14 protein-coding genes are annotated in these 12,811 nt (G+C 59.7%); 7 read left to right on the top strand and 7 right to left on the bottom strand.

Annotated elements, in window-relative coordinates:
- Positions 1–80: 80 nt before the first annotated feature.
- Positions 81–944, bottom strand: a complete 864-nt coding sequence (locus B3Q33_RS15140) for a metal-dependent hydrolase (RefSeq protein ID WP_035250167.1) — start codon at positions 942–944, stop codon at positions 81–83.
- Positions 945–1,040: 96 nt separating this feature from the next.
- Here B3Q33_RS15140 and B3Q33_RS15135 point away from each other — a divergent pair, with 96 nt between their 5' ends.
- On the top strand, positions 1,041–2,069 hold the full coding sequence (locus B3Q33_RS15135) for a helix-turn-helix domain-containing protein (RefSeq protein WP_272962916.1): 1,029 nt from the start codon (positions 1,041–1,043) through the stop codon (positions 2,067–2,069).
- Positions 2,070–2,269: 200 nt separating this feature from the next.
- Here the strand turns inward: B3Q33_RS15135 and ppa are convergent, their stop codons facing one another.
- The 3 genes from ppa to B3Q33_RS15120 all read right to left on the bottom strand — a co-directional run bounded on the left by ppa (position 2,270) and on the right by B3Q33_RS15120 (position 3,772).
- Positions 2,270–2,800, bottom strand: coding sequence for an inorganic diphosphatase (ppa, locus tag B3Q33_RS15130; protein WP_035250163.1), 531 nt, complete (start codon positions 2,798–2,800; stop codon positions 2,270–2,272).
- Positions 2,801–2,962: 162 nt separating this feature from the next.
- Positions 2,963–3,331 carry a rhodanese-like domain-containing protein gene (locus B3Q33_RS15125; RefSeq protein WP_272962915.1) on the bottom strand — a complete coding sequence of 123 codons (369 nt, stop codon included), beginning with the start codon at positions 3,329–3,331 and terminating at the stop codon, positions 2,963–2,965.
- Positions 3,332–3,556: 225 nt separating this feature from the next.
- Positions 3,557–3,772, bottom strand: a complete 216-nt coding sequence (locus tag B3Q33_RS15120) for a hypothetical protein (protein ID WP_272962914.1) — start codon at positions 3,770–3,772, stop codon at positions 3,557–3,559.
- A gap of 230 nt (positions 3,773–4,002) precedes the next feature.
- On the opposite strand from B3Q33_RS15120, the gene murI reads away from it, so the two are divergent.
- Positions 4,003–4,791 carry a glutamate racemase gene (gene murI, locus B3Q33_RS15115; protein WP_273008931.1) on the top strand — a complete coding sequence of 263 codons (789 nt, stop codon included), beginning with the start codon at positions 4,003–4,005 and terminating at the stop codon, positions 4,789–4,791.
- A gap of 61 nt (positions 4,792–4,852) precedes the next feature.
- Here murI and B3Q33_RS15110 read toward each other — a convergent pair whose 3' ends face one another.
- Complete coding sequence (locus B3Q33_RS15110) at positions 4,853–6,115, bottom strand: 6-phosphofructokinase (protein ID WP_272962912.1); 1,263 nt, start codon at positions 6,113–6,115, stop codon at positions 4,853–4,855.
- A gap of 195 nt (positions 6,116–6,310) precedes the next feature.
- On the opposite strand from B3Q33_RS15110, the gene B3Q33_RS15105 reads away from it, so the two are divergent.
- Positions 6,311–6,835, top strand: a complete 525-nt coding sequence (locus B3Q33_RS15105) for a hypothetical protein (RefSeq protein ID WP_272962911.1) — start codon at positions 6,311–6,313, stop codon at positions 6,833–6,835.
- 94 nt (positions 6,836–6,929) lie between these two features.
- Here the strand turns inward: B3Q33_RS15105 and B3Q33_RS15100 are convergent, their stop codons facing one another.
- Complete coding sequence (locus tag B3Q33_RS15100) at positions 6,930–7,928, bottom strand: lipase secretion chaperone (protein ID WP_272962910.1); 999 nt, start codon at positions 7,926–7,928, stop codon at positions 6,930–6,932.
- 54 nt (positions 7,929–7,982) lie between these two features.
- Positions 7,983–8,939 carry an esterase/lipase family protein gene (locus B3Q33_RS15095; RefSeq protein ID WP_272962909.1) on the bottom strand — a complete coding sequence of 319 codons (957 nt, stop codon included), beginning with the start codon at positions 8,937–8,939 and terminating at the stop codon, positions 7,983–7,985.
- A gap of 209 nt (positions 8,940–9,148) precedes the next feature.
- Between B3Q33_RS15095 and B3Q33_RS15090 the strand changes: the two genes are divergently transcribed.
- The 4 genes from B3Q33_RS15090 (at position 9,149) to B3Q33_RS15075 (ending at position 12,583) form a co-directional block, all read left to right on the top strand.
- On the top strand, positions 9,149–9,952 hold the full coding sequence (locus B3Q33_RS15090) for a helix-turn-helix domain-containing protein (protein ID WP_035250152.1): 804 nt from the start codon (positions 9,149–9,151) through the stop codon (positions 9,950–9,952).
- Positions 9,953–10,014: 62 nt separating this feature from the next.
- Positions 10,015–11,367: a UDP-N-acetylmuramate:L-alanyl-gamma-D-glutamyl-meso-diaminopimelate ligase gene (gene mpl, locus B3Q33_RS15085; protein ID WP_272974395.1), complete on the top strand. Its 1,353-nt coding sequence runs from the start codon at positions 10,015–10,017 to the stop codon at positions 11,365–11,367.
- Positions 11,368–11,525: 158 nt separating this feature from the next.
- Positions 11,526–11,984: a DUF2214 family protein gene (locus B3Q33_RS15080; protein ID WP_035250148.1), complete on the top strand. Its 459-nt coding sequence runs from the start codon at positions 11,526–11,528 to the stop codon at positions 11,982–11,984.
- Positions 11,981–12,583 carry a flavin prenyltransferase UbiX gene (locus B3Q33_RS15075; protein WP_035250146.1) on the top strand — a complete coding sequence of 201 codons (603 nt, stop codon included), beginning with the start codon at positions 11,981–11,983 and terminating at the stop codon, positions 12,581–12,583. Before B3Q33_RS15080 ends, B3Q33_RS15075 begins: the two co-directional genes overlap by 4 nt.
- Positions 12,584–12,811: the final 228 nt, after the last annotated feature.

Here is a 12,811-nt window from a genome sequence, read left to right as displayed (position 1 = left end):
GGCGCGGCCTCTTTGCTTTCTGATTATGACTGCGCCTGATCGCGCAGTTATCAATTACCCATTATCAACTATCAATTATTTTACGCCGCATTCTTTTCCTTGGGCTGAGGCAGGCTTGCCCGCCATTTTTCAATCAGCGCGCTGTTGTCATCATCCCAGGGGTGAAAGCCGGGTTTCAGGTAGCTGAACCAGGCAGGGATGATGCTGCTGATCACACCTTTGTAACCGAACCCTTTCCACAGCCCTTTGGCCAGGGTGAGTGGTTTACGGTGAACATTGTCCCGCTTGAGCATCTGCCAGGTGAAGTAGCTGGAGAAGCCGATCAGGTAGGCGGTGCTGGAGAGGAAGAGTCGCTGGCGCTCCAGATAGTTGCCGCTGACATCCGTGTACAAATCGTAGGCTACGGCCTTGTGTTCGGTTTCCTCGATAGCGTGCCACACCCACAGGTCACGGACTGCCGGGTCCATCTTTTGCAGCAACTCCGGGCGGCGCAGGATGGCGTCGGCAAGAATGGCGGTAAAGTGCTCCAGGCCTGCGGTAGCCGCCAGCTGCTGACGTTTGCTCATGTACTTGCGGGCACCGGCCAGCAGCTTGTTGGTGACGGCAAGCGCATGGGCAACGATGTCGTCATACTTGCCGTCAGCAATCAGGTCGTTGAATGCCTGATGCTCCAGGGAGTGCATGGCCTCCTGGCCAATGAAGCCGGAAATATCCTTCTGACGATCCTTGTCCTCTACCTTGTCCCGCAGGGCACGAACAGAATCCACAAAGAAACGCTCGCCATCCGGGAAGGTCAGCGACAGGATATTCAACAGATGGGTCAGCACAGGGTCGTTATCGAACCAGTAGTCATCATGCTGTATGCCGTCGAAGGAAAATCCCATGCGACGCGGGATAATGGGCACAGAAGGGTGTTTCTTTTTTTTCACCAGCTTCAGATTCATCAGTGTCTCCTGGTACAAATGCCATTGATGACATCGTTCAATGACAACTACTATGCTCAGTCTTGCAATCAAGGTCTTGTCGTGGAGGGCCAACAAATGGTGAGTTCGGGCCGTCCCTGGGGAAGTGCCGGGATACCGGGTATTTACGTGGTATTGCTCTATGACGTGCTGGCGGGCATGGGGCTGGATGCCACGTCCCTGCTGGCGGGGTTGGGAGTGAGCCGCGACGAGTTGCTGGCCCCGGATCGGCGGGTATCCATGTCCCTGGCCCAGACCGTGGCCGAGCGGGGGGTGGCCATGGTTGATGAGCGAGGGCTGGGGTTCCGCTATGCCCGGGCCATGAGCATCACCCTGCATGGCCCTGTGGGCCTGCTGGCCTTGTCCAGCGCCAGCGCCCAGGATGCCCTGGATGCGGCCTGCCGCTTCCTCGGTCTGCGGGCGCCTTTCCTGGTGATTGACCAGTGTCGTCAGGGCGAACTGGCCCATGTGCAACTTCGCAGTACGGCTTCACTGGGCGTGGCCCATGATTTTGTTATTGAAGCGATGCTGGTGGGGCTGGCGTTCATGATCGAACAGTTGCTGGATGCACCGCCGGAAGGGCTGGAGATCCGCCGCCGTGGAAGTGCACCGGCCTATCTGTCGACGCTTAAAAAAGAGGTGGGGGTGCCAGTTCTGTTCGATCAGAATGAGGATGCCCTGGTCTTTCCGCTGCCCGCCCTGGCTGCCCGCCCACGTTTGGCTGATCCGCAGGTGGCGGCGTTGGCAAGGGAGCAGTGTGAGCTGGAGTTCCGTCAGTGGCGTACCGAGGAAGACGGTGTCATGGCAGAGCGTATCCGCAGTGCCTTGCAGGATCGAACGGCGCCGTTGCCGTCCCTGGAGGCCATGGCGGAAAAGCTGTCAGTCTCCCCCCGCACTCTCAAGCGCCATCTGCAACAATCCGGGCTTAGCTATCGACAACTTCAGGATCAGGAGCGTTATCGCCAGGCGCAGCGTCTGCTGGCGAAGCCGGATAACAGCATCAGCGAGGTGGCTTATTCCTTGGGGTACAGTGATGTGGCCAACTTTTCCAAGGCATTCAAGCGCTGGAGTGGGGTCACGCCGCGGGCCTACCGGGAGCAGAGGTAAGAGAAAGCTTCAAGCTTCATGCTACAAGGCGCGGCTTGCGGTTGTAGCCACGCTGATTAGCGTTTATGCCGCGCCGCCGGATTTGGCAGGGAAAAATCCTGAAAAAGAAAAGGCCGCGCCCTTTTGAAGGGGCGCGGCCTTTTTGCTCTCTGCTTACCGCGAAACTATCTCGCGTTGCAGATTGAAGCTTGTGGCTTGCCTTACCCTTTTTCGTAGGCTTCCACGGATTTCAGGATCTCGGCCTTGGCGGCTTCGGCGCCGTCCCAGCCATCGACCTTCACCCACTTGCCAGCTTCCAGCTCTTTATAGTGCTCGAAGAAGTGCTTGATTTGAGCCAGCAGCAGTTCAGGCAGATCGTTGATGTCTTTCACGTTGTCGTAGATCTTGGTCAGCTTGGTGTGCGGTACCGCCACCAGTTTGGCATCTTTACCGGCTTCGTCGGTCATGTTCAGGATGCCGACCGGACGACAGCGGATCACGGAACCGGGAACCACCGGGTAAGGGGTCACAACCAGCACGTCCAGCGGGTCGCCGTCTTCGGACAGAGTGTTGGGGATGTAGCCATAGTTGGCCGGGTAGAACATGGGGGTTGCCATGAAGCGGTCGACGAATACGGCGTTGCTGTCCTTGTCGATCTCGTACTTGATCGGGTCAGCGTTGGCCGGGATCTCGATGACCACGTAGATGTCTTCCGGAATCTCTTTCCCGGCGGGAACCTTAGCAAAATCCATGATCTATCCTTCTCAAACAGGGTTGGTGGTGGGCGCGGATTATAGCAATGCAGGGCGGTTCCGGCTAATGGCGGAAGGTCGTAGCCTAAGGACTAAGGATAATGGCTTTACGGTCAAGGAGTTAGGGAGCCCATGACGGGCTCCCTGGGGGCTCGGGCAGGCTTATTGGACCTCGCTCCAGCCGGGGTAGTTGCCTTCAAGCAGCCGCACCTTCTTGAAACCGGCGTCCTCCAGCACGGTGGCGGCGGTGCTGGCGCGGCGGCCGGATACGCAGTACAGCACGATTTCCTGCTTACGGTATTGCTTGAGCATATCCAGATGCTGGTCCATCTGTTTGGCCGGCACCATGATGGCGCCGGGAATATGCCCAGCCAGGTATTCGTCCTCATCACGGACATCAATGATGATGGGAGCCTTGTCGGCCTGCATGGCCTGTTTGAGTTCGTTGATGCTGATACTGTCGGCGGCCCATAGAGGCGCGGAGAGGGTGCTCAGTAGCACCAGTAAGACCAGGCTGAAACGTTTCATCATTCTGACTCCTGTCGGTTTTGCCATTCCTGCAACTCGTCCCACAGCTTTTCTGCATCCCGGACCATGCTGGCAATAGAAGGCTTGGCAGCGGGGTTGGAAAAACCAGGGTGTCTCTGACCCATTTCTTGCGTACTCAGCGTGGCCTGAAGCTTGCAGCTGTTGTGTCTTGTCTTGACGGACAGGGTGGGCCCCTTTCCTAGAGACAAGGCGCAGCAGATGCAAGCTTCAGGCCTCGCCCTCCGGGGCTTCCAGGCTGGCCCACACTCGTTGTTGCACTTTCTCGACAGGCAACCAGCATGCCTTCAAAAGTGCGCCTAGATTGTGAACCAGCCTGAAAGCCTGAGCACGCAAGAAATGGGTCAGAGACACCCCTGCCAGGGCGCGGCTGGCACATTCATACACGAACGCCTGTTTTGACAACTCGTCGAGTGTTTTGCTCACGGGTTCTCCTTTTTACTTTCTGACGCTACCACCGCTGTGGTCCCGAGAACAGTGACAGGTGCACGGCAGTGACTTTTGCAGTGTAAACGCCACAATATCCGCCATCTGTACCGCCTTCTTAAGAATCATTGTTTGTGCTTTGGCCTCAGGGCAACCCCAACTCTTTCCCTGTTTCCGCCCCGGTCGAGTACACTATCCATCCAAGGTAAACCCGACCCCCAGATTCTGCCATGCCCCATTCCCGTCCCATCGGTATCTTCGACTCCGGCATCGGTGGCCTGTCCGTGGCCGCGAAAGTCCGTGAGCTGCTGCCTGCCGACGATATCCTTTATGTGGCCGATTCCCGTCATGCGCCCTATGGCGACAAATCCGATGATTTTATTCTGGAGCGAATGAACACGGTGACGGATTTCCTGCTCGGCCAGGGGGCTAAAGCCGTGGTGGTGGCGTGCAATACCGCCACCACTTCCGCCATTGCGCAGCTACGGACTACTTGGTCGGTGCCTATTATCGGCGTGGAGCCGGGGGTGAAACCGGCCGTGCTGGCGACGCGTAGCGGGGTGGTGGGCGTGCTGGCCACGCCCAGAACTCTGCAGACCCATTCCTTCAGCGCTCTGGCTGCGCGGTTTTCCAGTACGGTGAGTATTGCGGTACAGCCCTGTCCGGATCTGGTGGGCCAGATTGAGGCGTTGCGTTTTGATGATGACAGGACCCTGGAGCTGCTGCATCGCTATATCTTACCGCTGTTGGAGAAGGGAGCAGATACCATCGTGCTTGGCTGTACCCATTACAACTATCTGGCTGAGCGCATTGCCCTGGTGGCGGGACCGGATGTGCAGATTGTCAGTACCGAGTCGGCGGTGGCCCGGGAAGTGGTGCGGCGACTGAAGTGTGAGGGGTTGCTGGCGGATTCGGACAGCATCGGCACAGAAGCGTTTCACACCAGCGGTGAAGTTGCAGTGTTTGGGCGGCAGATAGAATGCTTGTGGGGGGCGGTGAAAGCGGTGTATCCGCTATAGGCATAGACCAGCACATACAAAAACGCCCCGCAATGCGGGGCGTTTGTCGTATCGGGGTGGGTTACACCTCGAACGCGTCGTTCAGCTTCTTGGCCACCGGGGCCAGTTTCAGCTTGGCGAATTGCGGCAGACCGTCTTTGTACGGCGGATAGGATTCGCCGCCGATCAGCGGTGCCAGATAGTCGCGGGCGCTGGGGGTGATGCCGAAGCCATCCTTGGTGATGAACTTGCGCGGCATTTTCTTTTCCACGTTGGCCACTTTCTTCAGCGGCGCTTCACCGATGGTCCAGCTGTATTTCTTGGTTTTCTTGCGCTCGATGGTGGGCATCACCGCGTTTTTGCCGGCTACGGCAAATTCCACGGCAGCGCGGCCCACGGCGTAGGCCTGCTCCACGTCGGTGGCGGAGGCAATGTGGCGGGCGGCCCGTTGCAGGTAGTCGCTCACCGCCCAGTGGTATTTGTAGCCGAACTCGTCTTTGACCATCTGCGCAATCACCGGGGCCACGCCGCCAAGCTGCTTGTGGCCGAAGGCATCGGTGTTGCCGGCGTCAGCCAGGAAGGTGCCGTCTTCGTAGCGGGCGCCTTCGGACACCACGATCACGCAGTAGCCGACCTTCTCCACGGTGGCCTGCACCTTCTTCATGAAGGCGGCCTTGTCGAAGGCAATTTCCGGGAACAGGATCAGGTGAGGCGCATCGTCGCTCTCTTCCTTTGCCAGCCCGGCAGCGGCGGCAATCCAGCCGGCGTGGCGGCCCATTACTTCCATGACGAACACCTTGGTGGAAGTGGCGCACATGCTGGCCACGTCCAGGGCCGCCTCGCGGCAGCTCACCGCGGTGTACTTGGCCACGGAGCCGAAGCCCGGGCTCACGTCGGTGAAGGGCAGGTCGTTATCCACGGTCTTGGGCACGTGGATGGCCTGGATCGGGTAGCCCATCTTCTCTGAGAGTTGGGACACTTTCAGGCAGGTGTCGGCGGAGTCACCACCGCCGTTGTAGAAGAAGTAGCCGATGTTGTGGGCCTTGAACACCTCGATCAGACGCTCGTACTCGCGCTGGGAGGTCTTCAGGTCTTTCAGCTTGTAGCGGCAGGAGCCGAAGGCGCCGCCGGGGGTGTGCTTGAGCGCGTCGATGGCGCTTTTGCTTTCTTTGCTGGTGTCGATCAGCTCCTCGGTGAGGGCGCCGATGATGCCGTTACGGCCGGCGTAGACCTTGCCGATCACATCCTTGTTTTCGCGGGCGGCTTCGATCACGCCGGCGGCGGAAGCATTGATGACAGCGGTGACACCGCCGGACTGAGCATAGAAAGCGTTTTTACGCGCCATGAGAGACCCCTTGATTCAATTTGCGTGCATTCTAGCGAAGGAGCCCATGAAACACACCCGGTGTTGTCGGACGAAAGGAAACAGCTGCTAGCTTCGAGCTTCTAGCTACAAGTGCACGTTTCAGCTCGAAGCTAGTCGCTCGAGGCTAGTAGCTACTTCCCTCCGGCTCTGGAACAATAGCCCGCCGGAGGATCCATGACTGCATTGATGACATTGTTCTGGCGGCTGGCCATATTTCGTGCCGGCCCCGAAAACGCTCCCTACTCGCCCAGCCTGCTGGGCCTGGTGTTGCTGGGCTGGTGTGCCCTGCAACTGCTGGTTGGCAGCTTGCAGACGGCGCTGCCGGTACTGGTGCTGCTGAGCAGCCAGCTCACCTCGATGACGGTGATTCTGGCCGGCATCTTTGTGCTGTTGGGGTTCAAGGGGCTGCAGAGCCGTTGGCTGCAGACAGCCCTGTCGCTGGTGGGCATCGATGTGGTGCTGACCCTGGTGACTCTGCCACTGCTGGCGATCAATGCGGGTGCGGAGCAGTCCCTGGGCTGGATCGAGGGGCTGTATCTGGTGCTGGTGAGCTGGCAGCTGGCAGCGCAGAGTTTTGTCTACCACCGGGCCATGAATGTGGGGCCGTTTCTGGGCCTGGGTATCGCCCTGACCCTGCTGGTGGCCGGCTATGCGGCGGTGGTGATGCTGGTGCCGGAAGTGGTGACGGTGACTCGCTGAACTGCCTCGATCACATGAATGCACACCGAGGTCAGGCTGTTTGTCGTGACCTTGGACATTGCCAACATCGCCACCTTCCGTGTCTCCTGCCTGGTTATTCGCCGGTCGGTTCTTCAAGCCGGTCCAAGGCTGCGACCCGCCGCTGTTCGGTTTCAGCGAACAATCTGGCACGCAATTGCTCGAGCTGTTGCTGCTGGTCGTTGCCAGCCAGGCCGGATGTCAGAATTTGATCCCGCTGTGTCGCATAATCCTGATAGCGCTGTTGCCATTGCTGCCGTTCTCTGGCCAGAGACTGTAAGCGCAGCGCGGCCTCATCACCAAAGGTTTGCTGATGGTAGGCGAACCGGTCTGTGCTGCTTCCCCCTGTTTCCTTGATGGATCGCTCTGTGTCTTGCAGACGCTGAAGGGCTTGCTGTTGCCGGTACTGATCTGCCAGGTGGGCCGGCTGTGATGCATGCAGAGTCTGCATGGCTTGCTCCTTTTCCGCATTGCTCATATCACCGGTGAGGATGGCATGTCGCTGCAGGCTTAAATTGTCATAGCGATCTTCGTCGGCGAACAGGGCTGCGGCATCGGCGCCGAATAGCTCTTCACGCAATTGTCGGCGCTGGTTCAGCTTGTCGGTGATGTCGCTTGCGGTGCTGGCGGCAAAGTCGCCGCTGGCAAATCGCTGGCGGTAATCGTTGTAGCGACCCAGTAACGCGAGCAGATCACTGGCGGCACGGGGGCTGGCGTTCTCTTCAGCCCATTGCCGGATCAGATGGCGTATCTGCTCATCCGTCAGCTCCCCGCTCAGCGACAGGAAGTACTCGAGAATGGCCCGGGTACCGCTGTTCACGACCAGTTGCCCCTCGCCGTCCATGACCAGATCGGCAGGCACTGTGGTGCCGGCCAGGGAGGTGTTGGCCAGAGCCTGGGTAACCGGGCGTGAAGGCAGGGGCGTAGTGGGTCTATCAGTGCGGGCAGCCTGCGAGGGGGTGTCAGCCGCCGGGCGGGCTTCCCCATGCGCGGCGGCAGGCATCTGTTGCAGCCCCCAGAACCCTGCAGCGGCCAATAACCCGACAGAGGCCAGCAGGGTGAGATGGCGTTTCATAACGACTCTCCTGTTCCGGTTGGCCCGCAGGGCACCAGGCCCTGCGGGGCGGCTTTACAGGCCCGCGTTTCTGAGCCGGTTGGCGTGGTTGCGGTAGAGCGTCTTGGGGTCGGTTTCCCAGCCCATCAGACCAAACAGGTGGCGAATGGCATCCGCATGGTTGTGGCGGTAGTCGTGGCGGATGGGTTTGCCCAGGTACATGCCACACAGGGGCAGGATGCCGTCATGTTTGACACCTGAGGGGAAGGCAAACCGGGTGACGGTGACCATAATGCTATCGAACGGGTCGAGCAGGTTGGTGTGGACACCGGTGCCACCCCAGGACCAGTAGCGCACGCCGTTGACGCTATGTTGCCCGCTGGTGCCACAGGCATCGGCGGGCAGCGCCTGGGGGTAACGCTGGTTGAATTCGGCCATGCCTGCGGTGGTGGAGGCGGCCAGCACGGTACTGGCGGACTGGTTGTCCGGGTTGGGCCCGCCGGAGGCAAATTCCCATAGCGCCCCGAAAGCGCCGGCGATGCTGTCAGCCAGGTCTTCACCAATACCGCCTTCCGGTGTCAGGCCGCGAACCACATCGGCCAGGGCGGTGCCGCGGTTCTCACCGTGCACGGAGGTAACCGATGCCACCAGATCCGGCCGTACCGCCGCCACGTAGCGGGAGGTAGGGGCGCCCTGGGAGTGGGCGATCAGGTTCACTTTGTCGGCGCCGGTGACCGCCAGGTAGTTTTCGATCTGGACGATCAGCTCCTCGCCGCGGTATTCATTGCTTTGCAGGGCGCTGACGTTGCTTTCGTACACCTGGGCGCCATAATCGCGCAGGTTGTCGGCTATGCCGTAGAAGTAGTCCACACCGAGGATGTCATCGAAGGCGATGATGCCGCCGACCAGCACGATCGGATAGCGGGTGTCGGCGTAGCTTGTGTCCTTGCCGAATGGCCACCAGGCGTGGGCCTGGGAGGTAGTAGCGAGCAGAGTCAGGGCTGCCAGCAGCCCGCGTAGTCGGATCGACATGGTTGTTCTCCTGTCTTGTTATTTGTAGGCCTTTCTCGGCCTTCATTGACAGCCGGCGCCAGGGCTGGGTGTTTTGTCGACGATTGGACTATAAGCAGGTTGGGTGGTAGTAACTTGTAGGAATTGGTGCCTCGTTTTGTCATAAACAGAAAAACTGTGATCCCGCTCGCGATTCTGTCGCGTGCTTGACGACTCGGAAAAAAACAACAATGACCTTGTCAGCGAAACCCGGTTTGCCTGCGTCTACGCTGTATCTGTGGCGGCAGCGAACGCTTTATCTGGGCCGGATTGAACGCCTGTCATCACACTCTCAGGGAGCGCATACGCTGCTGTTCGGGCTGGATGATGTGATTCCGCTGACGGTAGAGGGGCAGACCTTATCCGCGCGCTCCTACCTGATTCCGGCAGGGGCACTGTTCTCGGCGGAGTCGCTGGGTAAGCGTATCGCCTGCTGTTTTCTGGACCCGTTGGGCAAGGACCTGCTGTTTCATGCGCCGACGATGACCGCAGAGAAATGTGGCGTTTATCGGGATTCCATCCGGGAAGTCGATCAACTGGCAATGTTGCGGACTCTCCACGACGGTGCCACTGAAGCTGCCGAGGCCTATGCCCGACTGCGGGGGCTGGTCTTCCCCGGCGATAACGAGCCGGTGGCCGGTTTTGAACCGGATGCCAGGATTGCCCAGGTGGTTGAATTGATCCGCGCCGACCCGGCGGACAACCTGTCCAATGAGGCGCTGGCAGAACAGGTGGGGCTGTCCGGGGATCGTTTGCAGCGGCTGTTCAAGCAGACCACCGGTATCCCTATCCGCCGCTATCGTCTCTGGCACCGGCTGTTCGTCACCTCATCAATGATGGCCATGGGCAGCACGCTGACGGATGCGGCTTTGGCGGCAGGGTTTTCCGACTCCTCTCATCTGACCCATGTATTCAAGAGCATGCTCGGCATGAGCCCCTCGGCGGTGCTGCGCCGCTCCCGACAGGTGCGGATTCTGGTGGGAGGGGATCACTGATCCCTTCACCTGAAGGCCCCTTGCCGTTAAGGTGCAGGGATTCTTTTCATCGGTTTATTCCCATGCATATCCATATCCTCGGCATCTGCGGCACCTTCATGGGGTCATTGGCACAGCTGGCCAAGGCCCAGGGCCATCGTGTTACCGGTAGTGACCAAAACGTCTATCCGCCCATGAGTGACCAGCTGGAAGCGGCGGGCATCGAACTGACCCAGGGTTATGATCCGGCGCAGCTGGAACCGGCGCCGGATCTGGTGGTGGTCGGCAATGCCCTGAGCCGAGGCAATCCAGCCGTGGAAGCCGTGCTGGATCGGGGCTTGCCCTATACCTCCGGCGCCCAGCTGCTGGAGGATGTGATTTTGCCCGGTCGTTGGGTGCTGGCGGTGGCCGGCACCCACGGCAAGACCACCACCAGCTCCATGCTGGCGTGGATTCTGGAGCACGCCGGGCTCAACCCCGGCTACCTGATTGGTGGTGTGCCCGGCAATTTTGGGGTGTCTGCCCGCCTCGGTGAGACACCGTTTTTTGTGGTGGAAGCGGACGAATACGACACCGCCTTCTTCGACAAGCGCAGCAAGTTTGTTCATTACCGACCGCGCACCGTCATTCTCAATAATCTGGAATTCGATCACGCGGATATCTTCGCCGACCTGGCCGCTATCCAGACCCAGTTCCATCACTTGATTCGTACCGTGCCCGCCACCGGGCGGCTGATTCTTCCGCACGGTGAAACGGCCCTGGAAGAGACGCTGGAGAAAGGCTGCTGGAGCGAGATTGAACGCTTCGGCGAAAACGAGACCCTGGGTTATCGCCTGGATAACGCGGACGGGTCCGTCTTTACCGTTCTGGAAAATGGTGAACCGGTGGCCCAGGTACGTTGGGACCAGACCGGCCAGCACAGTGTGAACAATGGCATGGCTGCATTGCTGGCGGCCCGCCATGTGGGAGTCACCCTGGCGGATGGTGCTGCCGCCCTGTGCGAATTCCTGGGCGTGAAACGGCGTATGGAATTGCGTGGGGAAGTGGATGGTGTGCGAGTGTACGACGACTTTGCCCATCACCCCACGGCCATTGCCACCACCCTGGATGGCCTGCGCCGCAAGGTGGGAGACGGGAAGATTCTCGCGGTGATCGAGCCCCGTTCCAACACCATGCGCATGGGCAGCCACAAGGAAGCGCTGGCGGCCAGCACCGGGGCGGCGGATGAGGTAATCTGGTATCAGCCGCCGGGGCTGGACTGGTCTCTCGACCCGGTGGTTAGCGAATCGCCGGTACCGGCATCGGTGAGCAATGACATTGACGACATCATTGCCCGGGTGGTGGCACGCAAAGGCAAACCACTGAGCGTGGTGGTGATGAGTAACGGTGGCTTTGGCGGCATTCATCAGAAATTGCTGGATGCGCTGCAAGCATAAGCCCCTTACCGCATGTGATTCCTGAGGGTTCGTTGGAGCCTTGCTCGCAAGGCGAATTCTCTCAGGGGCCGGGCCTTTCGCTTTGCAAGCAAAGCTCCAACGGTGGCCGGCTTTACGGTTAGCTTGGTGTTCGGCGTGAATCAACACGGGAGGTTGTCATGTTCTGGTCCGTATTTTGGGCATCGGTGCATTACCTCGGCATTCTGATGCTGTTTGGTTTTCTATACGGGGAACTCCTGTTGTGGCGAACCGGCATCAACGAACGCAATATTCGTACTCTTCTGTGGCTGGATATCGGCTATGGTCTCTCGGCGCTGGCTGTGCTGGTGAGTGGTATTGCGCGGGCCGGGTGGACGGAAAAGGGCTGGGATTTTTACCTCTCCAGCCCCTGGTTTCATGGCAAGGTAACCCTGTTTATTCTGATCGCGCTGTTGAGTCTGTATCCCACTAAGGTCCTGTTGGGCTGGCGGAAAACCGTTAAGGCCGGACATGTTCCCGAGATTGATGCCACGCTGCAACGCAATCTGCGCGGTGTGTTGGTCGCTGAACTCCACCTGGTGGTACTGATGCCAATTCTCGCGGCGTTGATGGCCCGTGGTGTAGGAATGGGTGTATGAGCAAACGAATAACCCTGGCTTTTACCGGCGCCTCAGGAGCGCCCTATGGATTGCGCCTGTTGCAGTGCCTGCTGCAAGCGGATTGCGAAGTGTTCGTGATTCTGTCCAAGGCGGCGCGGGTGGTGATCGGCATGGAAACCGAGTTGAAGCTACCAGCCGGCACCGGTAAGGCTGAACAGGCCCTGCGCGACTGGGTGCAGACCGATCGCGGCACCTTGGTGGTGTGCGGGCTGGAGCAGTGGACCTCTCCAGTGGCCTCCGGCAGTGGTGCGCCTGCCGCCATGGTGGTGTGTCCGTGCTCCACCGGCACCCTGTCCTCCATCGCTTGTGGCGCCAGTGACAATCTGATCGAACGGGCGGCGGACGTGGCCATCAAGGAAGGCCGCAAGCTGATTCTGGTGCCCCGGGAAGCGCCGTTCTCTCCCCTCCATCTGGAAAACATGCTCAAGCTGTCTCGCCTGGGCGTCACCATCATGCCGGCGGCGCCGGGCTTCTATCACCAGCCGCAGACGGTAGGGGACCTGGTGGACTTCATTGTCGCCCGGTTACTGGATCATCTGGGGGTAGAACAGACGCTGGTGAAGCGCTGGGGGGAATGAGTTCCTCACTCTACAAAGCCACACAAGCAGCTACTCGCTTTCATTTCTACGAAGCCCCGTAGGAGCGCCGCTTGAGGCGCGAACCTTGCGAAGCAAGGAAATCGCCCGCCGGGCGATCAGGTTTATCAGGGTCTGACAGGCTTCTGATCGAATAGCGGATAGGGCTTGTTACTGCTGCCTCGCTGTCGCTCGGTTCGCGCCTCAAGCGGCGCTCCTACGGGGCTTCGT

The sequence above is a fragment of the Alcanivorax sp. UBA3183 genome (assembly GCF_002364155.1).
In the GTDB taxonomy this organism is placed as follows: Bacteria; Pseudomonadota; Gammaproteobacteria; order Pseudomonadales; family Alcanivoracaceae; genus Alcanivorax; species Alcanivorax jadensis.
This window is presented reverse-complemented; position numbering and strand designations above follow the sequence as displayed.